Source organism: Sphingobium sp. LMC3-1-1.1, from assembly GCF_040676285.1.
GTDB lineage: Bacteria > Pseudomonadota > Alphaproteobacteria > Sphingomonadales > Sphingomonadaceae > Sphingobium.
Map to the genome: position 1 here is coordinate 11299 of NZ_JBEGHQ010000003.1, position 26623 is coordinate 37921.

The 26623-nt window shown below is 59.9% G+C and carries 23 protein-coding genes; 11 read left to right on the plus strand and 12 right to left on the minus strand.

Translation table 11 applies throughout. The annotated features are described in order from the left end of the window. Positions 1-156: 156 nt before the first annotated feature. The gene (locus MRBLMC3_RS06925) at positions 157-1584 is read right to left on the minus strand and encodes an NAD-dependent succinate-semialdehyde dehydrogenase (RefSeq protein WP_363827054.1); all 1428 of its coding nucleotides are present in this window, start codon (positions 1582-1584) and stop codon (positions 157-159) included. A gap of 43 nt (positions 1585-1627) precedes the next feature. Next, on the minus strand, positions 1628-2989 hold the full coding sequence (locus tag MRBLMC3_RS06930) for an MFS transporter (RefSeq protein ID WP_363827057.1): 1362 nt from the start codon (positions 2987-2989) through the stop codon (positions 1628-1630). 460 nt (positions 2990-3449) lie between these two features. Here MRBLMC3_RS06930 and MRBLMC3_RS06935 point away from each other — a divergent pair, with 460 nt between their 5' ends. From MRBLMC3_RS06935 to MRBLMC3_RS06945, 3 genes are all read left to right on the plus strand, one after another. Beyond that, positions 3450-3914: a c-type cytochrome gene (locus MRBLMC3_RS06935; RefSeq protein ID WP_363827060.1), complete on the plus strand. Its 465-nt coding sequence runs from the start codon at positions 3450-3452 to the stop codon at positions 3912-3914. Between the two features lie 499 nt (positions 3915-4413). Beyond that, positions 4414-5307 (plus strand): 3-keto-5-aminohexanoate cleavage protein, encoded by an 894-nt coding sequence (locus tag MRBLMC3_RS06940; RefSeq protein ID WP_363827062.1) that lies wholly within the window; start codon positions 4414-4416, stop codon positions 5305-5307. A gap of 197 nt (positions 5308-5504) precedes the next feature. After that, on the plus strand, positions 5505-6929 hold the full coding sequence (locus MRBLMC3_RS06945) for an aldehyde dehydrogenase (RefSeq protein ID WP_363827065.1): 1425 nt from the start codon (positions 5505-5507) through the stop codon (positions 6927-6929). 153 nt (positions 6930-7082) lie between these two features. Here MRBLMC3_RS06945 and MRBLMC3_RS06950 read toward each other — a convergent pair whose 3' ends face one another. The 3 genes from MRBLMC3_RS06950 to MRBLMC3_RS06960 all read right to left on the minus strand — a co-directional run bounded on the left by MRBLMC3_RS06950 (position 7083) and on the right by MRBLMC3_RS06960 (position 10623). Next, positions 7083-7640: a MarR family winged helix-turn-helix transcriptional regulator gene (locus MRBLMC3_RS06950; RefSeq protein ID WP_363756551.1), complete on the minus strand. Its 558-nt coding sequence runs from the start codon at positions 7638-7640 to the stop codon at positions 7083-7085. Between the two features lie 314 nt (positions 7641-7954). Further along, complete coding sequence (locus MRBLMC3_RS06955; RefSeq protein WP_363827067.1) at positions 7955-9349, minus strand: amino acid permease; 1395 nt, start codon at positions 9347-9349, stop codon at positions 7955-7957. Beyond that, positions 9346-10623, minus strand: a complete 1278-nt coding sequence (locus MRBLMC3_RS06960; protein WP_363827070.1) for an aminotransferase class III-fold pyridoxal phosphate-dependent enzyme — start codon at positions 10621-10623, stop codon at positions 9346-9348. Before MRBLMC3_RS06960 ends, MRBLMC3_RS06955 begins: the two co-directional genes overlap by 4 nt. Before the next feature lie 387 nt (positions 10624-11010). On the opposite strand from MRBLMC3_RS06960, the gene MRBLMC3_RS06965 reads away from it, so the two are divergent. Further along, complete coding sequence (locus tag MRBLMC3_RS06965; RefSeq protein ID WP_363827072.1) at positions 11011-11898, plus strand: LysR family transcriptional regulator; 888 nt, start codon at positions 11011-11013, stop codon at positions 11896-11898. A gap of 352 nt (positions 11899-12250) precedes the next feature. On the opposite strand, the gene MRBLMC3_RS06970 is transcribed toward MRBLMC3_RS06965, so the two are convergent. From MRBLMC3_RS06970 to MRBLMC3_RS06985, 4 genes are all read right to left on the minus strand, one after another. Next, positions 12251-12439, minus strand: a complete 189-nt coding sequence (locus tag MRBLMC3_RS06970) for a helix-turn-helix transcriptional regulator (RefSeq protein WP_363827075.1) — start codon at positions 12437-12439, stop codon at positions 12251-12253. Between the two features lie 266 nt (positions 12440-12705). Beyond that, entirely contained in the window at positions 12706-12888 is a 183-nt protein-coding gene (locus MRBLMC3_RS06975; protein ID WP_363827078.1) for a hypothetical protein, read from the minus strand. A 289-nt stretch (positions 12889-13177) separates the two neighbouring features. Continuing rightward, a complete protein-coding gene (locus MRBLMC3_RS06980) occupies positions 13178-13561 on the minus strand; it encodes a TPM domain-containing protein (RefSeq protein ID WP_363827081.1) in 384 nt (127 codons plus the stop codon). 334 nt (positions 13562-13895) lie between these two features. After that, a complete protein-coding gene (locus tag MRBLMC3_RS06985; RefSeq protein WP_363827084.1) occupies positions 13896-16121 on the minus strand; it encodes a copper-transporting P-type ATPase in 2226 nt (741 codons plus the stop codon). Between the two features lie 50 nt (positions 16122-16171). On the opposite strand from MRBLMC3_RS06985, the gene MRBLMC3_RS06990 reads away from it, so the two are divergent. The 6 genes from MRBLMC3_RS06990 to MRBLMC3_RS07015 all read left to right on the plus strand — a co-directional run bounded on the left by MRBLMC3_RS06990 (position 16172) and on the right by MRBLMC3_RS07015 (position 21028). Next, positions 16172-16468, plus strand: a complete 297-nt coding sequence (locus MRBLMC3_RS06990; protein WP_363827085.1) for a metal-sensitive transcriptional regulator — start codon at positions 16172-16174, stop codon at positions 16466-16468. Between the two features lie 114 nt (positions 16469-16582). Beyond that, positions 16583-17314, plus strand: a complete 732-nt coding sequence (locus MRBLMC3_RS06995; RefSeq protein WP_363827087.1) for a hypothetical protein — start codon at positions 16583-16585, stop codon at positions 17312-17314. Between the two features lie 78 nt (positions 17315-17392). Next, positions 17393-17995 carry a hypothetical protein gene (locus MRBLMC3_RS07000; RefSeq protein ID WP_363827090.1) on the plus strand — a complete coding sequence of 201 codons (603 nt, stop codon included), beginning with the start codon at positions 17393-17395 and terminating at the stop codon, positions 17993-17995. Positions 17996-18286: 291 nt separating this feature from the next. Then, positions 18287-20056 carry a DUF1963 domain-containing protein gene (locus MRBLMC3_RS07005; RefSeq protein WP_363827092.1) on the plus strand — a complete coding sequence of 590 codons (1770 nt, stop codon included), beginning with the start codon at positions 18287-18289 and terminating at the stop codon, positions 20054-20056. A 301-nt stretch (positions 20057-20357) separates the two neighbouring features. Beyond that, on the plus strand, positions 20358-20609 hold the full coding sequence (locus MRBLMC3_RS07010; RefSeq protein ID WP_363827095.1) for a type II toxin-antitoxin system prevent-host-death family antitoxin: 252 nt from the start codon (positions 20358-20360) through the stop codon (positions 20607-20609). Beyond that, on the plus strand, positions 20609-21028 hold the full coding sequence (locus MRBLMC3_RS07015) for a type II toxin-antitoxin system VapC family toxin (protein ID WP_363827097.1): 420 nt from the start codon (positions 20609-20611) through the stop codon (positions 21026-21028). The genes MRBLMC3_RS07010 and MRBLMC3_RS07015 overlap by 1 nt, the downstream gene beginning before the upstream one ends. 97 nt (positions 21029-21125) lie before the next feature. Here the strand turns inward: MRBLMC3_RS07015 and MRBLMC3_RS07020 are convergent, their stop codons facing one another. From MRBLMC3_RS07020 to MRBLMC3_RS07030, 3 genes are all read right to left on the minus strand, one after another. Beyond that, on the minus strand, positions 21126-21440 hold the full coding sequence (locus MRBLMC3_RS07020) for a DUF6968 family protein (protein ID WP_363827100.1): 315 nt from the start codon (positions 21438-21440) through the stop codon (positions 21126-21128). Positions 21441-22124: 684 nt separating this feature from the next. Continuing rightward, on the minus strand, positions 22125-22940 hold the full coding sequence (locus tag MRBLMC3_RS07025) for a radical SAM protein (protein WP_363827280.1): 816 nt from the start codon (positions 22938-22940) through the stop codon (positions 22125-22127). Positions 22941-23246: 306 nt separating this feature from the next. Further along, positions 23247-24503 (minus strand): polysaccharide deacetylase family protein, encoded by a 1257-nt coding sequence (locus tag MRBLMC3_RS07030; protein WP_363827102.1) that lies wholly within the window; start codon positions 24501-24503, stop codon positions 23247-23249. A 98-nt stretch (positions 24504-24601) separates the two neighbouring features. On the opposite strand from MRBLMC3_RS07030, the gene MRBLMC3_RS07035 reads away from it, so the two are divergent. Continuing rightward, positions 24602-26512: an acyltransferase family protein gene (locus tag MRBLMC3_RS07035; protein ID WP_363827105.1), complete on the plus strand. Its 1911-nt coding sequence runs from the start codon at positions 24602-24604 to the stop codon at positions 26510-26512. The last annotated feature ends 111 nt before the right edge of the window (positions 26513-26623 follow it).

The window sequence follows — 26623 nt, forward strand, 5'->3', positions numbered from 1 at the left end:
GAGTCGGACCTCCGATGCACATATTCATATATTCATTGATTTATCATCATAATGAAATATGCGCGGCGTGCAAAGTGCCTACTGAAGAATCCTGCGTTTTTCTGAACGTCGAACGATTCTCAATTGGCCAATCATTGATTTAGCCCGTGCGCCGGACTACTCCTCGTGGATGGCCTTCGTGACGAGGCAGGCGTCAACGCCTTCCAGGCCGTCCTCATGGCCGTGGCCCGACCATTTGACGCCGCCGAACGGGGCATCCGCCCCGCCGATCTTGCTGGTGTTGATGCCCAGCATGCCGGTCTCAATCTCACGCGACAGCCGGCGCTGCCGATTGGCGTCGTCGGTCCACAGATAGGCGGCCAGCCCATAGGGTAGCCGATTGGCCTCCGCGACCATCTCGTCCTCCGACCCGTAGGCGTTGCAGATGGCTACAGGTCCGAAGGGCTCCGTGTTCATGATGTCGGCGTCCAGCGGAACATCCGTGATGACGGTCGGTTGGAAGAAGAAGCCCCGATTTCCGATCCGCTCCCCGCCGGCCCGAACCTGGGCGCCACGCGCCTTGGCGTCACCGATCAACTGGTCCATGGCGTCCAGCCGGCGCGCGTTCGCCATCGGACCCATCTGGCTGTCGGAATCGGCGCCGTTGCCGACCTTCAGTGCGGCGGCGCGACCGGCGAAGCCGTCGACGAACTCGTCGTAAATGGCGTCCTCGATAATGAAGCGCGTCGGTGCGACGCACACCTGGCCGGCGTTGCGGAACTTGTGGGCGACCACCGTGTCCAGCACCTTCTCCACCTTCGCGTCCTTGAACACGAGCACCGGGCCGTGGCCGCCGAGTTCCATGGTGGTCCGCTTGAAATCATCGGCCGCAAGCTTGAGGAGATGCTTTCCAACCTGAGTCGATCCGGTGAAGGAGAGCTTGCGCACAATAGGCGATGCCAGAAGATGGCGTGACACCTCGTCCGGGATGCCGAATACTGCCTGCGCAACGTCCTTTGGCAGTCCGGCTTCGAGCAGGGACTCCAGCACGAGGATTGCCGAGGCCGGCGCCTCCTCCGCCGACTTGAGGATCACCGAGCAGCCCGCAGCGATGGGCGCGCCCAGTTTGCGCCCAGGATTGTTGATGGGAAAGTTCCATGGGCTAAACGCGACTACGGGGCCAATGGGCTCCTTCGTCACGATCGAACGTGAGCCCGCTGGCCGCACGAGCGAACGCCCGTAAAGCCGGTGACACTCGCCCGCGTAAAACCGGAACAGGTTCACGTTCATCGCTACTTCGGTTCTGGCTTCGGCCAGAGTCTTGCCCTGCTCGGCCGTCGCGACCCGCGCGATGTCTTCGGCCCGCGCGGCCATGATCGAAGCGGCGCCCAGCAGAACCGCGGCGCGCTGCTCCGGCGTCGACTTCCGCCATGTCGCGAAGCCACGCGCCGCAGCGTCAAGTGCCCGGTCCAGGTCGGCGGCGTCCGCCAGGGGCAGTTCGCCCAGTCGCTCCAGCGTCGCGGGATTGATGACAGTGTGCGTGCGACGATGGCCGACGGGAATCCGCTCGCCGTCGATGATCATGCAAAGTTCAGGATAGGCCATTATCGTCCCTTGTTGCTGAAATGATGGACCGCCGCTCGCTCGCTCAATGCAGACCTGCTGGCCGTGCGACGTCAGCTACAGCCTGCGGCGTGCCGCGCATGAACAGGAACAGCATCGCGACGATGAGCGGGGGTATGGAAATCGTGGTCATGGTCATCGGGAGCGACCAGTTGTAGGTGAGCGCGGCGCCGCCCAGCAGGGGCGCGACAATGCCGCCGATCCGTCCGACCCCTCCGGCCCAGCCGATCCCGGTGCTCTTCATCTCGGGCGGATATATCTGGGCCATGAGCATGTTCAGTCCGGACTGTCCCCCGGCGGAGAAGAAGCTCCAGACAACCAGCACGAGCACGAAAAACGGGCTGTCGAATGGCACCTGTCCGATGGCGAAAATCGACACCGCCAGAGCACCGTAGAATAGCGGTATGAGGCGGCCCGCACCGAACCAGTCCATGAGGCGGCCGACGCTCAGCGTGCCCATGACGCCTCCGAAGAAGCCGATAGCAGCCACAACCGCGAAACGCTGCAGCGACACCCCCGCCATCTCGCGGAAAAAGGACGGCAGCCAAGCGTAGAGCAGGGCGATGTTGCCCATGCTGAAGAAGCAGCAGATCCAGATGATCGTGGTCGCACGTGCCCGGCCGCCCCGGAAGATTTCGAAGACGCCGGACCTCTCGCGGGGCAGCCGTTCCGGCAGCACGAACCGCTCGTCACCGCTCAGATCCAGTCTGGGATCGATGCGCCGCACCAACCGTTTCAGATCACTTCCCGCGCCTGTTCGACGAGGCTGGGCGACGGCGGAGTCAACCAGGAAAACAGCCATCAGCGGAGTGAGCAGGAGCGGAAGCGCTCCGCCCACCCAGAAGGCAGCCTGCCAACCGTAGACCGGAATCAGGAACGCCGCTCCGGCGCCGGCCGCGTTGCCAGCCGAGTAGCCCACCATCGCGACCCCAATCACTGTGCTCCGCAGCCGTCGAGGCGCGAACTCGGAAATGAGGGCAGCCCCCATCGGCACGGTACCGGCGAGAGAAATGCCGGCCAGGCCCCTGAGCACGGCGATCTGCATAATGTTGTGCGCCAGGGACGTCGCAAGCGTGATGAGGCCAAAGACGAGCAGCGACCAGACGAGAGCACGCTTCCTTCCGAAGCGATCAGCCAGCGGGCTGACAACGAAAGAGCCGATCGTGAGTCCGATTTGCTGCAGGAGGAAGACGATCGTCATGGCAGCGGGTTTCACACCTACACCCTCTGCGACGGCCGGAGCTATCTTCCCGAGCATGAAGATGTCGTATCCATCGACGAACATCGCCGCGACGACGAGGATAAGGACGGAAATCTGTGTCCGGCCGAAGGGCTGGTTGTCCAGCACCGCGGCGAGATTCACCTCCCGGCGCCCACTACCTTCCATGCCCTGCCCCCTTTCAAGCGGTCAATCAGCACGCCGCCACGAGCAGCGCCCGACAGTCGACAACGGCATCGCGCAGCAAGTGAGATCGGCCTTGCCTCTCCTTGCCTAATATTTGATAGATCAATGATACGAGCAGTGCAACGACTTTTGCACTCGCCTAGTTTATAGCTGCCCTTCCAACTGTGGCCCAGAGCATATAGAGGACAGGTTCCCGCAACGCTCGCCAGTCCATCGGAGCGCCGGTTCGGAACGCTCCAGCACAGAAATCCATGATGAGTCATGAAGTATCTTGAGTTCCTGGCGTCCTGATCATATACCGCATCCTTCTGCCCTGAGGCTCCGGCGGCATCGACATTGCGGTTCCACTTCAGGTCGCATTTAGCGGGAAGGGCGCCTCTTGGAGGCGAATAGCCAAGGATGTGCCCACAGCATCCTGGCTGGAGAACTTAGGAGCGATACTATGGTGCAGCAGAGTGGTCATGGACGGCTGTTGGGCGGTGCGACAATGATCATCGCAGCTGCGGCATCCGTGGCGCTCCTGGCGGGGGCGGGCTTCGCGTGGGCGCAGCAGCCGATAGCAGCGGCGGCGCCTCAGGTCTCAGGCTCGATGGCCCCACAGCTCGTCGCCGGCGCCGCATCCTACAGCCAAAACTGTGCAAGCTGCCACGGCGAACAGTTGGTCGGCCCCGGTGCCCCTGAGCTCAAGGGAAAAGCGTTCCTTGCGACTTGGGCGGGCGCGCCGGCGCGCCGGCTCTACAGTCGGATACTCAGCACGATGCCCCTCACCGATCCCGGCAGCCTTGATCCCAAGGCGGCGCTCGATATCACGACATTCATCCTCAACGAGAACAAGCAGCCCGTGCCGGCCACCGGCTACGCGAGTCCAGCCGAGCTCGATAAGATCTCTATCAGGAATGGCGGCTGAAAGTTTCCCTGGCCCGATCAGTCCTAGGACGGATCGACGTTCAGATGATGACGAGCCGAAAATGGTGATTTTTCGTGACCCGGCGCGCCGCGTACTTCCAGTAGGTGAGCACCGGAAGCACGAAGGGCCAACATTTGCAGGCCGTCGGGGCTGAATGTCGGTCCGTCCTAGCTCGATCAGCGCCGGGCCAGGTCGACGGGAAGAACTCCCCCTTAGCACATCGGCGCTCATCTTCGAGCGCAGGGACGGCCCGTTCCCGGCACCGCACCGCCTTGAACAGGCATGAACCCCCAGTCTCTTCACCGCGATGTTCGATCTGCTTGCACGAGTCCTTTCTGAACGCTATCGTTGATTCGTCAATGTGTTTGAAGACAGGGCGCACGGACCGGGCCGTTGCAGGAAGCGGTCGCCAGCCGGCGGGCAGCTTCCCGAAAGCTGTGGGCACGTCGCAAAGGCCCAGCCAGTGTCATGCTTGATCGTTGAATCGGAAGGATATCGAATGGCCAGCTCGAAGTTGATTGTCACCGTGGCACCGACGGGTGGCATGGCTTCCAAAGCGCAGAACCCCAATCTGCCAACGCAGCCGGCGGAGATCGCCGATTCGGTCTACAACTCTTACAAGGAAGGCGCGGCGATCGCGGCGCTCCACGCGCGGCGGCCGGACGATGGGGCCACCTGCAATGCAGACATCTACCGCGACATCAACGAACGGATTCGCGCCAAGTGCGACATCATCATCAATAACTCGACGGGTGGCGGCTCCAGCGGCGACATGCTCGTCGCCCGCGAGGACGGCCTGTTCGAATCGAACTTCGAGGAACGGCTGAAAGGCTGCGAAGCGGGCGCCGAGATGGCGACCTTCGACGGAATGACGTTCGTGGACGTCCACGGCGGCAGGGAAATCCTCGTCGTCACGCCGCCATCGCGGTGCGAAACTCTCGTCAAGCGGATGGTGGAGCGTGGCATCAAGCCCGAATGGGAGGTGTTCGGTCCGAGCCACATTCTGCAGGATGTCACCCGCCTGATCCAGAAGGGGTATGACAAACCCCCTTATTACATCAACATGGTTCTGGGCGCGGACCACGGCTTCCAGGGCGCGATGCCCTATAGTCACGACATTCTTACGGCGATGGTGGGCATGCTGCCGCCGCAATCGATCTTCTGCGTGTCCGCGATCGGACCGGCACAGCTTCCCGCAACCACTCAGGCGATGCTCCTGGGCGGACACGTCCGGGTCGGTCTGGAGGACAATAATTACTACAGCCGCGGTCGCCTAGCCAGCAACGAGGAGCTGGTAGCCCGCACGGTGAGGATCGCCAACGAACTCCAACGGGAGATAGCCTCCCCCGAAGAGGCGCGGGAGATACTCGGGTTAGCGAAGATATCGCAGTAAGCTGGGGGGGGTCGCTCCCCTTCCGAGCTGAGCGCATTTCAGTGAGGCTGGCGGCGATACACGCGTCTCATGTGGACAATGGAAGAGGCGCGACGACTCGCAGGGATTGTCGAACATGATGACGACGGTCCGCCAGATGGCCGAACCAAGGGTGCGAGACCTGATCGCGTCAAGTCACACGCTTTAGAGGATAGATCATGGAGACCCAACCGTCAGCACCGCGCGACGCGGTGTTCGAACGCCGCAACCCCCTCACCGGCGAGGTGGCGACGACCGTCAAGGCCGCGAGTGTCGAGGACGCCCAAGCCGCCGTAGCAGCAGCGGCAGCGGCATTCCCCGCATGGTCGGCCCTGGGACCGAACGCCCGACGCGCAGCGCTGATGAAGGCGGTGATCGCGCTGGAGGCGCGGACCGACCAGTTCATCGACGCGATGATGGGCGAGATCGGCGCGACCGAAGGCTGGGCGCGCTTCAACCTGATGCTTGCCGCCAGCATGATCCGGGAGGCTGCCGCGCTCACCATGCAGGTCGCGGGCGAGGTGATCCCTTCCGACAGGCCGGGCTGCATCGCAATGGCGCTGCGCGAGCCGGTGGGCGTGCTGCTCGGCATCGCGCCGTGGAACGCGCCGATCATCCTTGGCGTGCGCGCCGTCGCAACGCCGCTGGCATGTGGCAACACGGTGGTGTTGAAGGCCAGCGAGCAGTGCCCGCGCACGCACACGCTGATCGGCGAGGCGTTCAACGAGGCGTTGCCCGAGGGAGCGATTTCCATTGTCACCAACGCCCCTGCCGACGCCGCGGAAATCGTAGGCGCGCTGATCGATCATCCGGAGGTGAAGCGCATCAACTTCACCGGCTCGACCCACGTCGGCAAAATCATCGCCAGGCGCGCGGCCGAGCATCTGAAGCCCGCATTGCTGGAGTTGGGCGGCAAGGCGCCGCTGATCGTTCTAGACGATGCCGACCTTGACGAGGCGGTGAAGACTGCCGCGTTCGGCGCGTTCATGAACCAGGGCCAGATCTGCATGTCGACCGAACGCATCATCGTCCTGGACGCCGTGGCCGACGAGTTCAACCGCCGATTCAAGGAAAAGGTGGAGAGCATGCCGGTCGGAGACCCGCGCGAGGGGAAGACCCCGCTTGGCGCCGTGGTGGATCAGAAGACAGTCGATTGGGTGCGCGAGCTCGTCAACGACGCGATTGCGAACGGCGCAGAGCAGCTCGTCGGCGGCGAGGCGAACGGGGTGCTGATGCCGGCGCACGTCATCGACAGAGTGACGCCCGAAATGAGGCTGTTCCGAGAGGAGAGCTTCGGACCCGTGGTGGGAGTGATCCGCGCACGCGACGAGGCACATGCAGTCGAGCTCGCAAACGATACCGAATATGGGCTATCGGCGGCGGTGTTCACGCGGGACACGGCGCGCGGACTTCGCGTCGCCAAGCTGATCAAGTCGGGCATCTGCCACATCAATGGACCTACCGTGCACGACGAGGCGCAGATGCCGTTCGGCGGGGTCAAGGCCTCGGGCTACGGCCGCTTCGGCGGTCGCGCCGGCATCGACGCCTTCACCGAATTGCGGTGGATCACGATCGAAACCCAGCCCGGCCACTACCCGATCTGAAATGCCGCTCGCACATGTGCGCGAACGGCGAGCATGACCGATGCTGGGAAAACGATCGATCGTGGAACGAGGTGGCGGAAAGTTACGCCGGTAGGTTCGGCAACGAGGGCCGGCGCTTCTCCCTCGCTGCACCTCCCGGCTTTTAGCCGAAGATCATTTCATCGATTCCAACCGGAGCGCGATCTTGCCGAGAATGCGGTCCAGGGTAACTCGCTCGTTGTCAGTCAGATCACTCATCAACGCCTCGTGGAACGCGGTACGCTCACCGACCAGCGCCTCATACTTGCGGCGACCCGCCTTGGTCAGCGACAGGATCGGCATGCGGCGATCCTCAGGGTTGTCGCGCCGCTCGACGAGGCTTCGTCCCTCGAGCTGACTGGCGGCCCGGCTTACTTCCGCGCGGTCGGCCCACGACATATCCGCGAGCTGTCGTATCGTCGCCCCGCCGGTAGTCGTCGCCAATCGGCTCAACACGCGCCATTCGGCATAGGTCAGATCGTTGGCCGCCGAGAGCTTGCGGACCGTGATGCGGTTCATCGCCTTGCCGACAAGCGAGAGACGATAAGTTGGGTAATCCATTCCCGGCAGCACCCAGCCTGACAGCTTGATCGGATCGGATACCCCGGATTCCGGCGACGGGTTCGTTCCGCGTACCTTAGCGGTATTGATTTTGGTCACGCTTCCACTTCCATGTTCGGCCTTGATCGACAAGGGCCTGTCGAGAGCATCCTAGTGGCAGACGTTTGACTTGTCATCAAAATCACGGCGTCGATATCATTGTCCTGTCTCGCGGCGGAGTAGGAAGGTTTCCCTGAGCGGATGTACACCGTTGATCTTCCCGCAGGACTCGGACGCGAATTCGACCCTGGAGAATGAGAAATACGGGCAAGACGGTGCGCACGACGATTGGCGACAAGGCGGCGCCGGTCACCATCATACGATGCCGGTCGAAGGGAGGGTTCACATCGCTGCCGCGCCGTGGGAACCCAGTCGCTGGAGAGGCGGCGAAGTTTCGAGGTTTGAAATTATGTGAGAAGATTGGATCGCCGTGCCGCCCACCCGACCAGCACGATAGCGACCGCTGCGGAGCTGGCCTGGAACTGGCTTTGGAGGTCCGGGTCGATCGCCATCGTGATCAGAACAGCGGCGATCGCGCCAATCGTTGCAATGCTGCCCCACGGATGGAGCCACATGCTTAAGACGGGGCGCAGGGCTTCCCGTTCCATCTTCATGCGCAGGCGCAATTGCGCAAAGACGATCAGCAGATACAGGACCAGCATGATCGCCCCGGACGCGTTGACCAGAAATGCAAAAGCCGTGTCGGGGGAGACGATGGCAACCGCCAGCGCGGCAAGGCTGAAGATCGTACCGAATATGATTGCGCGACGCGGCACGCCAGGACCACTGACCACCCGAAGCGCCGCCGGTGCATCGCCGCGCAGAGCGAGGGAATGGAGGACCCGAGAGGTTACATACAGACCGGAATTGAGGCACGACAGTACGGCGATGAGCACGACCGCCTGCATGATCATGGCGCCCCCGGGAATCCCCATCCTGGCTATGGCGGCGGCAAAGGGCGATTGGCCGGGCAGGATCTCGTTCCAGGGAACCACAGCGACGATCAACGCGATCGAAACCACGTAAAACAGCAGGATTCGGATCGCGACCGTAAAGGTCATCCGGGCGATAACGCGTGGGCCTGCGTCCGATTCTGCCGCCGCGATGGTTGCGATCTCCGCCCCGACCAAGGCGAAGATCACGCTGGTAACTCCGGCGAGCGGGGCGAAAGGCCCTTTGGGGGAAAAGCCGCCATGCGCCGTCCAGTTGCCAAGGCCGGCATTGGTCCCGAACACACCAGTCACATAGGCAAGTCCGACAAGGATGAAGACGAGGATCGCCGCGATCTTGAGCCCCGACAGCCAGAATTCGAACTCGCCATAGGATCGTGCGGAAAGAAGATTGGTGCCCGCCAGCGCGACGGTCAGCAACGCCGCGACTTGCCAGATCGAGAGGCCGGGCCACCATTGCGCCAGGATCGTCGCGCCCGCGATCGCCTCGATCGCCACCACGACCACCCAGAAATACCAGTAGAGCCAACCGCTCATGAAACCAGCCCAGTCGCCCAGGCCAAGCCGCGCGAACTCGGGGAAGGATTGAACGCCCGGTTCCGCAGTGGCCATCTCGGCCAACATGCGCATGACCAGCATGACGATGCCGCCCGCGACTATATAGCTCACAATCGCGGCCGGGCCGATGCCAGCGATGGCGGTGCTGCTGCCCACGAAAAGGCCCGCCCCGATGATGCCGCCAATAGCGATCATCTCGACATGGCGGGGTCGCAGACTTCGGGAAAGGCGGCCGTTCTCGCCGTCGAGTGCTAAAGCTTCGGGCGTCGCTTCGGCTTTAGCGATTGTCGTCATTCGACCTCTTCCAAGATGTGCGCGATCGTTTCAACGATGTGGTCGATCTGTCCTTCGCTGATGATCAAGGGGGGTGAAAGCGCGATGATATCGGCGGTCACGCGGATGAGGACGCCTCTGTCGAAGGCGGCGTGGAATGCCTCCATCGCGCGCGCGCCCACTGCGTCCTTTCGCGGTGAAAGTTCGATGCCGGCCATAAGCCCAAGATTGCGAACGTCGATGACATGCCGCGCCTCTTGAAGGCGATGGATTGCCGCTTCCCAATAGGGAGCGAGTCTAGCCGCGCGTTCAAACAGGCGAGATTCGGCATAGGTTTCCAGAGAGGCGAGGCCGGCCGCAGCTGCAAGCGGATGGCCCGAATAGGTATAGCCGTGAAAGAATTCTATCCCGTCGGGCGCATTGTCGACAATGGTGTCATGGACGTCCCGGCTCGCGGCCACCGCCCCCATGGGCACGGCGCCGTTCGTCAAACCCTTCGCCATGGTAAGGATGTCGGGTGTCACACCGAAATATTCAGCGGCCGTCGCGGTGCCGAGACGACCAAAGGCCGTGATAACCTCGTCGAAAATCAGCAGGATACCATGACGGCGTGTGATCTCTCGCAGTCGTTCAAGATAGCCGCGAGGGGGGATCAATACACCCGTAGAGCCCGCGACGGGCTCCACGATGACCGCTGCGATCGTTTCCGCTCCATGCAGGGCGACGACATCCTCCAGTTCGCTCGCGAGATCGACGTTCGATTCCGGGAGTCCCCTGGAGAAGCGCGGCACCACGCCATGGGTATGGCTGAGATGGTCGACTCCGGCGACCTGTGTGACGAAGGCACGGCGATTGCCGCCGATGCCACCGACCGACATACCGCCGAAATTGGTGCCATGATAGCCGCGTTGACGGCCGATCAGCCGTACACGCGATCCGTCGCCACGCGATCGGTGATAGGCGATCGCCATCTTGAGCGCGGTATCCGCGGATTCGCTTCCGGAACCGGTAAAGAAGATGCGGTCGAGTCCGGCGGGCATCAGCGCGGCAAGGCGGGTGGCGAGCGCGAAGGGAAGCGGATGGCCCAGCTGGAAAGTCGGTGCGAAATCCAGCTTCGCCGCTTGATCCTGGATGGCGCGGGTAACGCTGGGCGCATTATGGCCCGCGTTGACGCACCATAAGCCAGCGGTGCCGTCGAGCACGGTCCGTCCCTCCGACGTTTGATAGAACATGCCGTCCGCCGAAGAGAGCATTCGCGGACGTGCCTTGTAGGCCCGGTTGGCGGTGAAAGGCATCCAGAACGCCGACATGTCCTCAGCGGAGGGTTCGACGACGGAGGGTTGTTGAGGGGAGTGTTGCATCGATTCTCGTGATTTGCGCCATGGCTGATGGCTGGCCGATGCTTCAATTTCTATTGAGCCCTGATAGGCGGGGGAGATGCATATTCGATGATAGGCGGTGTTCTTTGGGCACCAGGTTACACTGGGGCATTCCTTGGCTCGAGAGCGGGCTCGACCGGAGTCAAAGCGGAAAGTCGATTCGGACAGCGGAGCGGTCAACCAAGCCCAGCGAGATCTGTTCGCCAAACATCGCCAATTTGTCCACGCCGCCTAGCATAGAGCCGCCCTTACACTTAAGTGGAGCGACCAGAGTATATTGGGCTCTAAAAGGGTGCGAATCGAATGGACGGTTGGGAAGGGATAGAGGAATTCGTGGCCGTGGCCCGGACTGGCTCCTTCATCGCCGGAGCCGCTTCGCTCGGCGTGTCGCGCACGCATATGAGCCGCGCCCTCGCCCGGCTGGAGGATCGGCTGGGAGCCCAGCTGCTGCACCGCACCACCCGTAGGGTGCTCTTGTCTCCTACCGGGCAAACTTTCCTCGACCACTGCATTCGGCTGGTACAGGAAAGAGACGAGGCCGTCGCGCTCATCCGTGATCAGGGCGAGCCGCGCGGCGATCTGAGGATCACCTGCTGCGTTGCGCTGGGCGAGCGTTTCATCGCTCCAGTTGCGCGACAATTTGCCAAGCAGCACCGCCAGCTGACCGTTTATCTGGATGTGACGGACCGCACGATCGACCTGGTGGCCGAGGGTTATGACCTTGGCGTTCGCACGGGCAATCTTCCATCCTCCGACCTGATTGCTGCAAAGATTGCTTCGCGACGGTCCCGTACTTGTGCCGCCCCGGCCTATCTGGAACGCATGGGGACACCTGAGAAGATCGCTGACCTGAACGAGCACGATTGCCTGACAGGCACCACATTGCAGTGGCACTTTTCCGAAAAGGGCGATGAAATACTATACCGCCCGCGTCCCGTCTGGAGCTGCAACAATGGCTACGCCGTCCTGGAAGCAGCCCGGGACGGCATGGGCATCTGCCAATTGCCCAATTTCTATCTCAATGACGCAGTTCAATCGGGCCAGTTGGTGCCCATTCTCGAAGAGTTCGCTCCTCCCGAGGAGCCGATCTGGTCGGTCTATCCTGACAAACGTCACCTTTCTCCGAAGGTGCAACGTTTTGTCGCCGCCTTGAAAGGCACATTACCCAAAGCCATGGCACGTCCAGACTGACTATCTGATTTCCTGATCTGAAGGTTCGGCAATCGTCCCTTCAACATGGCCGGCAGAATTGTTCCTGGTAGATTGGCCGCCGCGCAATGCTCTCGATCGATTTTGGATCTGATCGATCCCTTTAGTATCGAGTTTCTTGGCTGTCAGATGATGACATCGGACTGGCAATCGCCCGACCAGCGATATGTTGCGGAGCATTTGCAGGCACAGGTCACCCCGAAGGGGAAAGTCTTGCAACAGGAGGAAAAGTGGCGGAGAGGAAGGGATTCATCAAAATCTACGCAATATCTTGAAATTTTGTGATATTTATTACGCCTTTGGCAATCAATGCCCCCTAAGGATGCCCCCAATCTCAACGGTCATTGGTACCTCCCGCGATGCAGTTGGCAATCCACGTTTCGACGTCGGATTCGAGCCATCCAACGTCCCGCTGGCTCAACTGATGCGGCCGCGGGAACTCTGAACTCTGGATCTTGCGGTATATGGTCGCTCGGCTCAGCCCCGTCCTCGCCTTGACCGCAGGCAGCCGGAGGATCGCCATGGGGGCACCCCACCGAAAACGTACATCTCGCGTGTGGGCTGTTGTTCATCTGCTTGTATGATATGGGGGGTCTTAGCCATATGTTCCTCCAGGATCGATCGTGGCGAGGGTCGGGACGATGTTGACGCATCCCCCGACCCGCTTCGTTTATGGTATCTGCTAACGTATCCAGATCGGCCTGATGATGCGCGACAGATTGATCATGATGTAGCTCCGCACGTGCTCCGGCCGAAAGGACGCCAGCCCCAGATCTTCAGGAACCGCGATCAGTTCGTTACCCGCATGGGTAAAAAGCCATCGCGTGTCGGGAAATCCGACTCGTAAAAGAAATACATTTGTTGCCCCGGTTCGAGCCGGTAGCGCTGTGTGGAGAGTTCGAAGTTCACAAATTGCGGCTGACTGCTGCTGTTTTTAATGGTGTGTTTCAGTCGCGCCACTTGCATCTCCATCACACTGTCGCGTCCTATGTAATGTCAGCTTTCAGGGTCGTCTTGCCCAAAACCGGACCTTCTGCAAACCACCCATCGTTGACCATCGGCGGCGCTGGTACGCGAGCGGCCCGCACAATTGGCGACCCTCCCGGTTTGAGACGGGCAAACTGCCGAGCAGCACGCGCCAACAGAGCGGCCGTTCAGCGGACCAAATCGTCTCTTCCAAACCAGTCGTCCGTTCTGGCAGTCAGGTTTCAGGCCGTGCCTGGGGCGCCTTCATCGGCAGAAAAGTTGGGGGGAGTGGACATTATTCCAAGCGCGCAATCAACGCATCCGTGCCCGCTTCAATGCCGCCGGAGAGATCTCCTTTTCGGAAGCTCGGAAGGATTTTCTGATCGATAATTTGTTGGCAGACCCCATCAGGCAGTCGCTTCTCCAAGCCATAGCCAACTGCTATTTGGACCTTGCGCTCTTTTGGCGCGACCAGAAGAACCACGCCGTCATCATAGCCTTTGCGCCCAATTCCCCAGCTGTTCGCTAAGTCTCTCGTGTAATTGGCGACATCGCGTCCATCAAGCGAGGGCACTGTTACAACGACCAGTTGATGCTGCGTTTTCTGCTCTAGCTTCGCTAGCCTGCCACTCAGGGTGGCCTGTTCTTGGGGCGATAGGATATGAGCCGTATCGGTCACGCGGCCAGCCAGTGGCACGGCTGCCATAGAGGTCGCAGAATTTTCGCTTTCAGTTCCAGCGGCTGGAGCACTGGTCGCCTGCCCATTCGAGCACGCAAGCGTGAACAGCACTGATGCGCAGGCAATTCCTCGAAGCGATCGTCTCATGCGGGCATCGTGAGGTGCAGTTGTGGGACCGTCAATGTCCGTTTTGTCGGCGGCTCCGGAAAGTCTGGTTCCCGGTAAAAATGTTGAAATGCTGCCCTTTGCTCGCGGCCCGGGCGGGCCGACGGGAGCCGCCGACATCTCGGTCGTTGGCGAATCCGAAACGATGCCTTATCATCGAGTCTGTGGGTTACAGCTTGAAACCACGCAATCTCAGCGAGTTGGTCACCACCGAAACCGACGAAGCGCTCATCGCGAAAGCGGCGAACATGGGGCTGATGAGGATGCCGAGAAACGGATAGAGCGCACCAGCGGCAATTGGTACGCCCGCCCCATTATAGACTAGCGCGAAGAACAGGTTTTGCCGGATATTGCGCATGGTCGCATGTGCCAAGCGCCGCGCGCGGACAATGCCATCGAGATCGCCCTTTACTAGCGTGATTCCGGCGCTTTCGATCGCGACATCGGCGCCGGTGCCCATGGCAATGCCGACATCGGCCTGGGCGAGCGCGGGCGCGTCGTTGACGCCATCACCCGCCATCGCGACCTTACGACCCTGTTCCTGCAATTCGCGGATGATGCGGGCCTTGTCTTCCGGCAGCACATCGGCGCGGATGTTGTCGATGCCGAGCCGTGCGGCAACGGCCCTGGCCGTTCGCTCATTGTCACCGGTCGCCATGATGATTGTCAGGCCAAGCGCGTGAAGGGCCTTCAGCGCATCGGGCGTCGTCGCCTTGACCGGATCGGAGACGCTGATCATTCCGGTGACGGCGCCCTCGACGGCGACGAACATTACTGTCTCACCTTTGCTGCGCCGCGCCTCGGCCTTTTCGGCAAAGTCTTTCGCGTCGAGTGCAAGATCGGTGATCAGCTTCAGATTGCCCAGCACAACCTGCTTTCCGTCAACCATGCCCTTGACGCCCTTGCCAGTGACTGCCTCGAAGTCATTGGCGGAGCCGAGCGCGATGCCGTGCTGCTCCGCACCCTCGACGATGGCTTCGGCCAATGGATGTTCGGACCCTTTTTCAAGCGTTGCCGCAAACCGGAGCACCTCCTCCTCGTCGAAGCCGGATTCGGGAATTACGGCGACAAGCCTGGGCTTACCCTCGGTCAGCGTGCCGGTCTTGTCGACGATCAGCGTATCTACCTTTTCGAAGCGTTCGAGCGCCTCCGCATTTTTGATCAGCACGCCGGCCTGCGCACCGCGACCTGTGGCCGTCATAATCGACATCGGCGTCGCGAGGCCCAGTGCGCACGGGCAGGCGATGATCAGCACGGAAACCGCCGCGATCAGCGCATAGGAAAGTGCGGGCGCCGGACCCCATATCGCCCAGCCGATAAAGGCCAGCACCGCAACACCGATCACGGCGGGGACGAACCAGCCCGCCACCTTGTCGGCATATTTCTGGATCGGCGCGCGTGATCGCTGTGCCTGCGCAACCATGGCGACAATCTGGCTGAGCATCGTGTCCGCGCCTACCCGGCGTGCCTCAATCACGAGGCTGCCGGTCCCGTTGATAGTCGCGCCGGTGACGGGATCTCCAACCGTCTTTTCAACCGGAACCGGCTCGCCCGTGATCATACTTTCGTCAATCGAACTATGGCCATCGACCACTTCGCTATCGACCGGCACCTTTTCGCCGGGACGCACGCGCAGGCGATCGCCGACATGGACATGCTCAAGCGGAATTTCCTCTTCGCTGCCATCGTCACGGATGACGCGCGCGGTCTTGGCGGCAAGATCGAGCAAGGCGCGGATCGCCTTGCCGGTCCCCTCGCGGGCACGCAATTCCATCACTTGCCCCAACAGCACAAGCACGACAATTACCGCCGCCGCTTCAAAATAGACGGGCACGGTTCCGTGCATGTCCCGGAAGCCTGATGGAAATATCGACGGCGCGATCACGGCCACGACGCTGAATGTCCAGGAGGCGATCACGCCCATGGCAATCAGCGAGAACATGTTGAGGTTCCATGAGAGGAAAGATTTCCAGCCGCGTTCCAGGAACGGCCAGCCGCACCACAGAACGACCGGCGTCCCGAGTGCGAGTTCGAGCTCTTGCGCGGCGTGTTCGCCCAGCGCTCCCCTGATCCAGCCAAGGCCGACCATCGGCCCCATCGCAAGTACCAGCAGCGGCACGGTGAGGACAGCGCCGATCCAGAAACGGCGGATAAAATCGACCAGCTCGGGATTGGTGCCTTCATCAGCCATGGCGGCGGATTCTAGTTCAAGAGCCATGCCGCAGATCGGGCAGGAACCAGGTCCGGTTTGCCGCACTTCGGGATGCATGGGGCAGGTGTAGACTGGTCCGGCATAGCCTGCGGACACTCTGTCATAGCGTCCGTCCTTCGGTGCCACACTACCATGCGCGTGGCCCGCATGGGCATGGTGATGTCCGCAATGATGGTCGCTCATGACCGCAAAGCCTCTTGCAATATACTATAGAGGGGTATAGTAATATTCGCATGCTTTTGCAAGGTGAACATCTGATGCGCAACAAGTTCGACAAGCAGATCGCGCGGATGCGCCGCATAGAGGGGCAGGCGCGCGGCATCGCGAAGATGATGGAGGAGGACCGCTACTGCATCGATATCCTTCAGCAGTTCGCGGCGGTAGAAGCGGCATTGCGGTCAACGCGTGCCGAAGTGCTCAAGGTACATGCGGCACATTGCGTAGAGGAAGCCATCGCATCGGATGATAAACACGACCAGAAGCAGAAATTTTCCGAACTTGTGTCGCTGTTCGAGAAACAAGTGCGCTGATCATGCTTCTTCGTTCGCCGACAAAGGCCACGTTGCGGCGCTCCTCCAACGTACTTGAAAGCAGTCCTACATTCACTTTTCAGGCTGGTAAGAGATGAGCGCCCCCAACCGCAGATGCGGATCTGCAGCCTGGCTATTGGGAGCAAAAGCGGACGTTGCAAATTCGTGCGAAATCGTGAAGCCGAGGTGACCGTCACCAGAAATCGATTCAATACCCGTTATGCCCAGCAGGACCGCCCGGTGATCGGTCTGCGGCGGCAGGCCGACGCGGCGGTTGTGCCGGTTTCGATCTCGTCGGACACGCGCGATGAAACTACGCGCAAGAAGGAGATCCATACTGTGTTACTGGCCGCGCTCGACCGCGCGCCAGGTACCGACATCGAACTGGTCTCCGGGACAGTGCAATTGTCCCCCGTAACCAAGGCGAATTACCTGGAACTGCAGTTCCAGTACGCGGGCCGGGTCGACACCAGTAAGATCGACGTCATGCTGAGGGTAAAGCTGGCTGGCTCGGCCGCGGCCACCGAGAAGAAACTGACCGATTTCATCAAGGCTATCTCGGGCTCCGGCCGCGCGACGATCGACAAGACCGGCGGCCTGACGCTCGCAATCGTCAATCCCGACCAGTACCGCGACGAGATCTACCGTCGCATCGCCGCGGGAGCGAACCGTGCAGTCGGCTTCTATGGCGCGGACTATGCCGTGAATGTCAGCGGCCTCGACCGGGCCGTCGCCTGGTCTCAAGTCAGCAACACGAGGTATTTCTGTATATTCCCTACGGCTTTTCAGTTGGGAAGTAGGGCACTTGGGGATGCCGGCGAAAGCCGCCAACAGAGCGGGCGTTAAGAGGGTGGAATCAGCTCTTCGAAAGCTGCCGTCCATTCATCTATCGCCAAAGGGGGACAGCGCCGATAAACGGCCTGAATGTCAGCAATCAAAGATATCACTCAGCTGAGCAAGCTGGTTGCCAATAAACATAGTTGGGCCGCGGCGAAAGCTTTCAAGTCTTATGAGATGAATGAAGCCGATCGCGTGGCGCTGTCGCATTGCGCTATTGATCTGCTGAGCATCTTTCCGCCTATTGCGGGAGCATGCGCGCTGATGAGCGCCGCTTTGGCGGTGGGCTTGGAGCGCCACATGAAGGCGCCCATCCATGTGGTTGCCGGAACCTTAGCTGTGGAAGGCGTACCGGTTTTTGGCGACCGACGACCCATTGATGGTTCGTTAGTCTTCAGCACATCTAGTCCCGATTGGGACGGCCATGCCTGGGTTATGATCGGCCCTTATGTCGTAGATATCTCGATTTTCCGCACCGCTTATTCGGCCGAGGGGTCGGCCAGATTGGCCAGGCACATCGACCTCACCTTCGGCCCTAAAAAAGGATTGTACGTCGATCACTGGAAGCGGACGCGACAAATGGGTTTGAACTATGAGCCCCAGTGCGTGCTGAGCGCAGACGAAGTGACCAGCCTTATGGGGGGCGCCTTCCACGTCATAAAGCAGGCTCGGCCCGCTTCGTCATCGTAGAACTCAGAAGCAATACCGACCAGAAATTGCCGTTGGGTCGGCGGGATCGGCGGCCCATTTGCAGACATAGATTTTAGGCGTTTACAGATGCGGGGCGGCAAGAGCAGCTTCCTGGGGCTAGGCCACTTTGTCCGGAAAATCAGCGATTTTAAGACAACTGAGTATGAGCCAACAGCTGTTGTGCTACCCGTGCTCCTATTGCGCCTCGGTCCGGCATGCGCCGGTGCAAATTATCCGCAATTTAACTTAACTTGTCGCATGAGGTTTCTGAATAATCGGGGGAGGCCATTGATGAATACATTCTGGGGTTTGATGGGGTATCTGCCTCTACTCTTGTATGGGTTGCTTCTTTACTGGTTGCTCGTGATTGTGCCTCGGTGGTTCAAAGCGAAGTTGAAGGGAAGCACAGCTCATGGCGAACAGGGCAAATCCGTCAGTCCTGAAAGCGCCCCAGAACCATCGCAACGGCGCCGGAATCTGAGCGCGATATTAGCTCAGGAGGACGGGTATAGCGATCTGCTCTCGCCTATCAGAACCGAGCCCGCACGTAGCGGAAACGGCATTCACATCGGAGGTTCCGTGTCCGCACCAAGTGCCGTCTCGGAAAACGTATCGGTGATCCTTCGCCGCCAGATTCCGCCTAATCTTGATGAACCTTCCCGCTCCTGGCTCGGTGGGCTTCCGTGCATGCCAGAAGAAATCGAGTGGCCTCGATCAGTCTCATCAGAATATCCCGATAAGGGAGAGCGGCCATTACACTTCCTGGCCCAGATTTGCTGCGCTGACCTGCCCAAGGAGTTGTGGGGGGGACTGGGGCCGCGCGAAGGCTGGTTGTTATTGTTCATAGATCCCAATCAAGGTTGCCCGGAGGGCAACGACGCATTTCGCGTCATACACATTCCGCAGGTAGGCTTAGAGCGCGCTCCTCCCTTCGATCTCGGACCTGTGCACGATGGCGTCTATACCGGCCCAGACTATCGTTACCTTCTCCCTGGCGAACAGGTGCCAAACATCTGGCGACGCTGGCCGATCGATACCGTTTCGGTTCCGAACGATGCCAGGCATGTGGAGGGGCGGGTTCTGGTCGCCCCAGACGATTTTGCTTCACGCCTTTACCCTGGTCAGCAGATCGCCCCCGAACGTGACCGCCCCTCTCCGATCAGACCACTGACCTATGGGCAAGCCCTTTACGCTCTGCATAATCAACGTGCCGGTCTTGAACGGTCGCTCCCTCCGATCCAGCTTTCACCCGTGTTCTGCTCGGAATTGCACAAGGAAGGGATTATCCGTGAAATCTGCGAGCATGGCGAACGACAAGCCCAGAAAGCTCAGGAGGATCGCCAAGCGTTGCTAGCACGAGTGCAAAGCGGCGACGAATCTGATCGACTGACTGAGCAACTGAAATGGAATTCAGCAAGGATCGATCACGCTGAACGGCAGACGGCCTGGCTGCAAGAAATGGGCGATGCCGATGCAATCATTCGCTATCTTGAGGAAAGCCCTGCGCTTGAGGCAGCGTGGCAAGATGGTCTGCGCACAAAAGTAGATGCCCTCATCGAAGCGGTACGCAAGCACGATCCGGAAGCCCCGCTTTCGCAACAAGACTGGGATGAACTCGTCGCTGTTTTTGAAAATCGCGATTTCGTTCGGTGGCAGAATGATCGCATCCGCGAGGCTGTTGATCAGCCCACCATCAGATTTCACGAACATAGACGTGGCAGTCGGCTTAATCCGCCCATCGCCATGCGTGAATTCATGGCTGACATGTACGTCGATCCAGCCCGACGTACGCTGATCCCGGACGACGCATTGCCAGCATACGAGGCGAACTGGCGGCAGCTGTACAGCAACCGACCGCACCGCATGGGCGGTTACCATGACGGCTTGCAATCAGATGCTGTTCCCGGACCCGCAAAGGATTTGCTCCTGTTCCAGATCGCCAGTGACGATGCGATGCACTGGTGCTGGGGGGATGCAGGGGCTTATTACTTCTGGATCAAGCCTAAGCACCTCGCCGCCGGCGATTTCTCAGGGGTCGAGATGTGGTTGGAATGTCATTGATGACCGCCTTCGCCATTGCAGAACGAGATATGCTGCGCCAATTCACGGAGAGCATTCGGACTCTCGTTGGCGCCCGGCATGGAGCGACAATTCCCTATGTGTTGAGAATCGGCTGTTTTCCACCTTTTGCGTCTGGAAGCTGTCGTTCGGGAATCCACCCACGCCGGTCCTAAAATCGCTCGAATTATCAGATGCTGGTTGCACCGTGAGGTCCATTCCTGATCCTGGCCTCCTTGCTCTCATTGACAGTCATCCCTCCGAGGTTTATTTGTCTGTATGTAACGACATGAAAGCCGGAGCGATGACCGCGACCTTTACCAGCAGAGATTTTAACCGAGATCCCGGCAGCATCAAGCGGGCCGCGCTGTCCGGCCCTGTGTTCATCACCGACCGCAACAAGCCCTCACTCGTCGTCATGGCGATCAAGGACTATGAACGACTCGCCGGTCGTGGAACGTCTCTGCTCGATGTGCTGATGCCCAACGACGATCAGGATTTCGATTTCGAGCCGCCCAAGGCTCGCATCGCGGCGCGTCCGGCGGACCTGGATTGATGTTTCTGATTGATACCAACGTCATTTCCGAAAGCCGTAAGGTCCGATCAGGGCGTGCCGCTCCCGAAGTTGTCGGCTGGCTTAAGGTAACGGATCCCAGCACCACGTTTCTTTCGGCCATGTCGCTGTTCGAACTTGAGTTGGGGGTGGTCCAGATCGAGCGACGCGATCCCGTCCAGGGCGAGCATTTGCGGCGATGGCTGGACCATATCGTGAAGCCCGGCTTTGCTGGTCGGGTTCTCGCTATGGATGGCGCGGCGGCGGCCGCCTGCGCCGCGCTGCATGTGCCCGATCCGGTCAGCGAACGTGATGGATGGATCGCGGCGACAGCCTTGGTACATGGTTTGACCGTGGTGACGCGCAACGTCGCCGATTTTGAAGCCGCCGGCGTCAACATCCTCAATCCGTGGAACGGCTAACGGGCGCCTGATAATTCGAGCGATTTTGGGATCGGAAGGGGTGGGTAGCGGAATGTCGGCTTTGGATTTCGGTAGAGGATAATCGGACGTCGATCTTCTAAAACTCGTTGTCGGGTGCCCAGTCAGCAATCGTCGCGGGGATCGGCATTCCAAGACTGCGTCTATCAAGCCAAGTGATCTGACGGCCCCTATTTTCGCGCGCAGCCAGCAAATCCGTGTGCGCTTTCTGCATCGCAAGCAAAAGAGCCTGAACTGCATCCACGCCATAGGCTCGCCCTTTATATAAGCCTTCGGGCCAGTCTATTTCGTAATGGCAACGAAGATCCTGTCCATCAGGCTCCCGCTGGTAAAACCGGCATCCAGCGGTCTGACCGTCTATGTGAACAATCCGCTCGCAAAATATCTCTGGCATCACGCTGTGCCTCCCTCAGACGCCTGCAATCATCTCACGGCTGCTTTAAGGGAGAGGAAAAACAAAGGGTAGCGTCCAGCATTGGTCGCTTGCCGCTGGTCAGGTTACCACGCTCTGCTCCGCTGGTTCAGACTGTGCTGCCTGAACTGCCAAGTCGTCACGCCGAGGCCGTCGGCTGACAGCTCGAGAAGCCTCTTCCTCATGGTCTTGGGGTGCCCCCAAGTGATCTGCAACAGTCCGGCCATCCGTGCGCACGTGATCGCGAAAAAAGAAACCAAACACCTCATGTAGCCATACTCGACGGCCCATTCGATAATACCAGCGGATCGCATGGCGGATCTTGGGATCGGGGTGCCACGCCCACCAAAGCAGCGCACGGGGGCGTAGCTGTGCCACCGCTTCGATTACCTTCACCCAGAGGAACAGCCGCCTGGGCGTCATTTGTGCCATACCCAAAACTTGATGTTTATAATCCCATTTGGTCGGGTCAGACTGCACAACAGGGCGATCCATTGCGATACGGAAAAAAGGCGTCCACCGGTGTGGCGTGACGTAGAGCGCCTGGATCTGGTCGGCGTCATAGGAAATAAGCTGCCTGAGACCCCGTCACATGTCTGCGTCGGTCTGGTCGTCAAATCCTGCCACCCAAGTAACCATCGAGAGGATGCCGTGCTGCCGAAGCAGTCAGATGGCTTCGCGATCGCTGGCCGTCGCCCCTCCCTTTCTGATCAGCTCTAACGTGGCCTCGTCCGTATTCTCCATTCCCATGAGAAAGCGCTCGAAGCCGGCCCTCTTGTAAAGGTGAAGAATATCGGCATCGCGGACGATATTGTCAGCTCGGGTTGATCTGACCAGCGTCACCGATATGTCTTCGGCGATCAGCGCCTCTAAAAAGGCCTTCCACGGCTTCCTGCCAGCGCTGGGATTTTCGTCCGCGAAATTGAACACCTCCACGCAATGATCGCGATAGAGCCGCGCGATCTCTCGGGCGAGAAGAACAGGATCACGGTGACGCCAGCGCGTCCAGAAGCCACGCTGCCCATAATAGTTGCACAGATTAGGACAACCCCGAGAAAACTGAATTACGACCGCGCGCTTGCCACCCCAATAGCTGTAACGCGCATGATCGATGAGTTCCCAGCCCACGCGATGGACGTCCAGATCGGTGATCACGGCCGCTGCTTCGGTGGCGACAGGCTCCCCATCCTGGCGATCGACGATACCGGGCACCTCCCGGAGTGACTGACCTTGTGCGATCGCGCGCATTAGGTGGCGCGCCGTTTCTTCGCCTTCTCCCTTTACGATGGCCCGCACATGCGATTCCTGCGCGAGAATTTCGCGCCAGAAATAAGTCGGGTGAACGCCGCCATAAATTATTGCGGCGTTGGATAGCGCCAGCGAAACGGCCGCCGCCATCTGTGAAATGATCGTGTGTCCAGATGATGAGCCGGAATGACCAAACAGCACCGCGTCCGGCGAACGGCGGACGATTTCGGCGATGAGAACGTCGAGCGGCGTCGGCCCAAGCTCCGTGAGCCGAGACCAATCCGGGAATGTCCGGTTTCAGGCGATTCCCACTCGCACCAGAGCGACCGGCTTTGGCGCGGTAAACGACCGACAGCAGTCAAACTTGTGAATGACCGGTTCCGGCATAAGCCGACATACGCGGAGCCCTACCGGAACGGCATGAGCTAGTCGAGTGCTGCTGCCTCGATCGCTGCCAAAGATGCGGCCAGAGCCGCCAACATAGCCGACATTGGGAAGTCGGCATGCGATCCTCAAACCGGTCGTATGTTCACGTCTCGTTTAGGAATTATTGCGGCATAGGGTTTTCAGACTGCCAGGACGATGCAGCTTTGCAATCGCGTCGATATCAATGTCTTTTTGGCGAGCGATGCGCTCCATCATCAGCTGATTTCCAGTCCATGGGTCATCACCATTATAGGCTGGATCGCGCTGTACCGCTGTCAGGCTCACATAACGCGCGCCTGCGACGTCCAGCCTTGCCAGCACCTCGGGCAGCATGACCGCGCCCCAACCGCTCAGATGGGTCAACAATATCTGAGGAATCATGCGGCCATAGACCTTGTGCGAAAGCGACTTCATCCGCACGATCCCCTGGTCGATATTTTTCAGATATTGCGCCTTCATGGTTGCGATTGCGGCGGTGTCCCCCTTGGCGAGGCAACGGGCATAGGCTTCGCTATAGGCCCAGTCGTCGAAACTGACTGTGGCTTCGGCAATCCGATATCCCCGCTGCTTCAGGAACGCCATGGCGCTGTCATGCTGGGCCTGATCCCTGCCCGCTGCCATGTTGGGAAAGCGGAAATAATGCCAATCCGCTCCGTCCATCCGGCGGGCGATCTCCTGCTCGCCGGTCACGACATCGGTTTTCCATTGCTCGAAAGAGGACGCGCGGTTCAGGTTCAAATGACTGTAGGAATGATTGCCTAACGGATAGCCGGCGCGGCGCCAGCTATCCAGAACCTTGCCTCCGTCCTTGTCCCGTTGCAGTTTCGCGACGTTCACGAGGCCGTAGGCTTCAGGCACCCCGTGCTGCTTCAATGCCTTGATATAAAGTTCGGCAATGGACAGTCGGGTCATCCCGATAGGCAATCGGCCATTTCCGGTCAGATCGTCCACCGTTATGGCGATGTCGAAGGGCCGTCTATCTCCGGAATAATCGGCGGAAGACCGCGGCGCAGCGACCAGCATGAGCGCAGTCATCGCGACCAGGACCGCGACTCCTACTCCTATCATCTTCACCCTGCCTCGGAGGGAGCGTCGCCCAGGCACAGCAGAGCCGTCAGCGAGCGACTTTCCGATTTTCCTGAATGTAGCCATTTCGTCCGTTTTGAATAGGCGCGCCAGCGTTTTTTGATGACGCGATGCCTTCACCCAACATGTAACATATTGGTTTACCCGAGAAATTCGATGAGTGTTGCATATTATGCGATGCAGTGACGCCGGCTCGGGTTTTGGCGGTCGAAAATCTGAAATAGTTTCTGCGCACTTTCTTGCCAATTCAATAAAGAAAAAGGGGCCGAGAATGCTTGATTCCATAAGGCATTCCTGCATCATAACGTCATACGACTTTTCGATAATCTTGATCGAATGCCGAACTTCCTGGTGATGGCCGATATTTCACGGGAGGATTGTGTATGATCAGGCAATATCGCGCGGATATTGACGGGCTGAGGACCGTGGCCGTCATCCCGGTCGTTATCTTTCACTTGGGCACTAGCCTCTTTTCCGGCGGGTTCGTCGGGGTCGATGTTTTTTTTGTCATCTCCGGCTTTCTGATCACGCAAACGCTTCTGGGTGAACAGGGCGGATGGCGCGACGCGCTGTTCGATTTCTACAAACGCCGCATCAAACGCATTTTCCCTGCGTTGTTCGCGCTCTATCTTTGCGTGATGTTGGCCGCTTTCGGCCTGCTGATGTCCGATCAGTCCGCCGAAGTCGCAAAGTCGATCATCGCTTCCATTTTCTTCCTGTCCAACATCCTGTTCTACAGTCAGAGCGGATATTTTGATGGAGAGTTGGACAGCAATCCACTGCTCCATACCTGGTCCCTTTCGGTGGAGGAGCAGTTTTATATATTCTTTCCGCTGCTGATCTTCTTCACCCGCAACTGGACCGCCGCGCACCGGCGGCAGCTTGTCTGGGCGTTGACGCTGGCCAGCTTCCTTGCCGCGCAATGGATGGTTTCCCGCAACGCGAGCGCGGCTTTTTACCTCATTCCCTTCCGCACCTGGGAACTGTCGCTGGGCTCGCTGCTGGCGATCGGGGCGATTCCCGCGCCGCGCCGGCAGTGGCAGGCCGAAGTCGGTGTAGCGGTTGGCCTGGCACTCATCGCCTACGCGGTCCTGTTCTACAACAAGGCCACCACTTTCCCCGGCGCATCGGCTCTTGTCCCCTGCCTGGGGACGGCCCTCATATTGTTGTGCGGGGAAAGCTGGCGCACGTTGGGAGGACGGCTGCTTTCCATCCCGCCCATGCGTTTCGTCGGGCTCATATCCTATTCGCTCTATCTGTGGCACTGGCCGATCATTGTCTTCTATCGCAACATCGACAGCCGCTTGGACAATGTGGAGCGCGTATCGTTGCTGATCGCCGCTCTGGCAGCCGCAACGATTTCATGGGCATTTGTCGAAAAGCCTTTCCGCCGTTCGAGCCGCCTGAGCTCTCGCATTGTGGTGCTGCGGGGCACGGCTGCCATGGCGGCATGCGGCGCGGCGGTTTTTTCGTTGGCCGTCCTTAGCGACGTCCTTTATCCGATCTCGGCGCAGGCGCGCGGCGTCCTGGCTTATGGTGAGCGAACCGGCCGCACGGAGATGATGCGGACCGGATCCTGCTTCCTGACGACCCAAAATCGCCTTTCCGATTATTCATTCGAACGATGCATGAGGGCGCCGCACGACAAGTCCCGCGTCCTGATCGTGGGCGACAGTCATGCTGCCCATCTTTATTACGGACTGAACCATGCCCTGCCCAACGCTCACGTGCTGCAGGCCACGGCAGCCGGATGCAAACCCCTGGTCAACAGCCGCGGCGATGCCCGCTGTCTAGCGCTCATGCATCAGGTGTTCAACGAGCATCTGAAACGGATACGGCCGAACATGGTGATCCTGTCGGCGCGGTGGCTGGAGAAGGATGTCCCTGACATCGAAAAGACCGTGCGGCTGATCCAGCAAGCCACGCCACGCGTGATCGTTTCTGGTCCCATCGTCGAATATGATCAGCCGCTTCCCCGGCTGCTTGCAAGGCACATCGACCAGAACGAGCCCATAGACATGCATCGTAACAAACAGGTTCCGCTGGTCGACCGGCAATTGGCCGCAGCCATGAAGCGGGCGCACATTCCGTATTTCTCGCCCTATGCCAGCCTCTGCGCGCCGGACTGCCGCCTGTGGGTCACGCCAGGCGTGCCCGTCCAATTTGATTATGGCCACCTTACGCAACAGGGATCGGTTCTGATCGCCGATCTCATGGCTCGGCAAATCCAGCCCGAGCTTGCGGGCATCCCAAAGGCGGCCGACGTAGCTCAATTGCAGCCAGCAACTTATTGAAAGCTAGGCGGTGATTAGCATGGCCAAACGGCGAGCTTCGGTTGCGCCGTTTAGGCTCTGGAGTGATCGAGATTTGGCGCGCTACCGACCAAGACCGCCAACTTCTCGGTC

What these genes read in the sequence shown, in the direction of transcription:
- MRBLMC3_RS06985 (WP_363827084.1), bottom strand. Translation starts at nt 16,121, where the DNA reads ATGAGCGACCATCATTGCGGACATCACCATGCCCATGCGGGCCACGCG.
- MRBLMC3_RS07015 (WP_363827097.1), top strand. Translation starts at nt 20,609, where the DNA reads ATGTTTCTGATTGATACCAACGTCATTTCCGAAAGCCGTAAGGTCCGA.
- MRBLMC3_RS06995 (WP_363827087.1), top strand. Translation starts at nt 16,583, where the DNA reads ATGCGGATCTGCAGCCTGGCTATTGGGAGCAAAAGCGGACGTTGCAAA.
- MRBLMC3_RS06970 (WP_363827075.1), bottom strand. Translation starts at nt 12,439, where the DNA reads ATGGCGATCCTCCGGCTGCCTGCGGTCAAGGCGAGGACGGGGCTGAGC.
- MRBLMC3_RS06990 (WP_363827085.1), top strand. Translation starts at nt 16,172, where the DNA reads ATGCTTTTGCAAGGTGAACATCTGATGCGCAACAAGTTCGACAAGCAG.
- MRBLMC3_RS06965 (WP_363827072.1), top strand. Translation starts at nt 11,011, where the DNA reads ATGGACGGTTGGGAAGGGATAGAGGAATTCGTGGCCGTGGCCCGGACT.
- MRBLMC3_RS06975 (WP_363827078.1), bottom strand. Translation starts at nt 12,888, where the DNA reads ATGGAGATGCAAGTGGCGCGACTGAAACACACCATTAAAAACAGCAGC.
- MRBLMC3_RS06955 (WP_363827067.1), bottom strand. Translation starts at nt 9,349, where the DNA reads ATGACGACAATCGCTAAAGCCGAAGCGACGCCCGAAGCTTTAGCACTC.
- MRBLMC3_RS07020 (WP_363827100.1), bottom strand. Translation starts at nt 21,440, where the DNA reads ATGCCAGAGATATTTTGCGAGCGGATTGTTCACATAGACGGTCAGACC.
- MRBLMC3_RS06935 (WP_363827060.1), top strand. Translation starts at nt 3,450, where the DNA reads ATGGTGCAGCAGAGTGGTCATGGACGGCTGTTGGGCGGTGCGACAATG.
- MRBLMC3_RS06940 (WP_363827062.1), top strand. Translation starts at nt 4,414, where the DNA reads ATGGCCAGCTCGAAGTTGATTGTCACCGTGGCACCGACGGGTGGCATG.
- MRBLMC3_RS07000 (WP_363827090.1), top strand. Translation starts at nt 17,393, where the DNA reads ATGTCAGCAATCAAAGATATCACTCAGCTGAGCAAGCTGGTTGCCAAT.
- MRBLMC3_RS06945 (WP_363827065.1), top strand. Translation starts at nt 5,505, where the DNA reads ATGGAGACCCAACCGTCAGCACCGCGCGACGCGGTGTTCGAACGCCGC.
- MRBLMC3_RS06960 (WP_363827070.1), bottom strand. Translation starts at nt 10,623, where the DNA reads ATGCCTTTCACCGCCAACCGGGCCTACAAGGCACGTCCGCGAATGCTC.
- MRBLMC3_RS06925 (WP_363827054.1), bottom strand. Translation starts at nt 1,584, where the DNA reads ATGGCCTATCCTGAACTTTGCATGATCATCGACGGCGAGCGGATTCCC.
- MRBLMC3_RS06930 (WP_363827057.1), bottom strand. Translation starts at nt 2,989, where the DNA reads ATGGAAGGTAGTGGGCGCCGGGAGGTGAATCTCGCCGCGGTGCTGGAC.
- MRBLMC3_RS07035 (WP_363827105.1), top strand. Translation starts at nt 24,602, where the DNA reads ATGATCAGGCAATATCGCGCGGATATTGACGGGCTGAGGACCGTGGCC.
- MRBLMC3_RS07005 (WP_363827092.1), top strand. Translation starts at nt 18,287, where the DNA reads ATGAATACATTCTGGGGTTTGATGGGGTATCTGCCTCTACTCTTGTAT.
- MRBLMC3_RS07010 (WP_363827095.1), top strand. Translation starts at nt 20,358, where the DNA reads ATGACCGCGACCTTTACCAGCAGAGATTTTAACCGAGATCCCGGCAGC.
- MRBLMC3_RS07030 (WP_363827102.1), bottom strand. Translation starts at nt 24,503, where the DNA reads ATGGAATCAAGCATTCTCGGCCCCTTTTTCTTTATTGAATTGGCAAGA.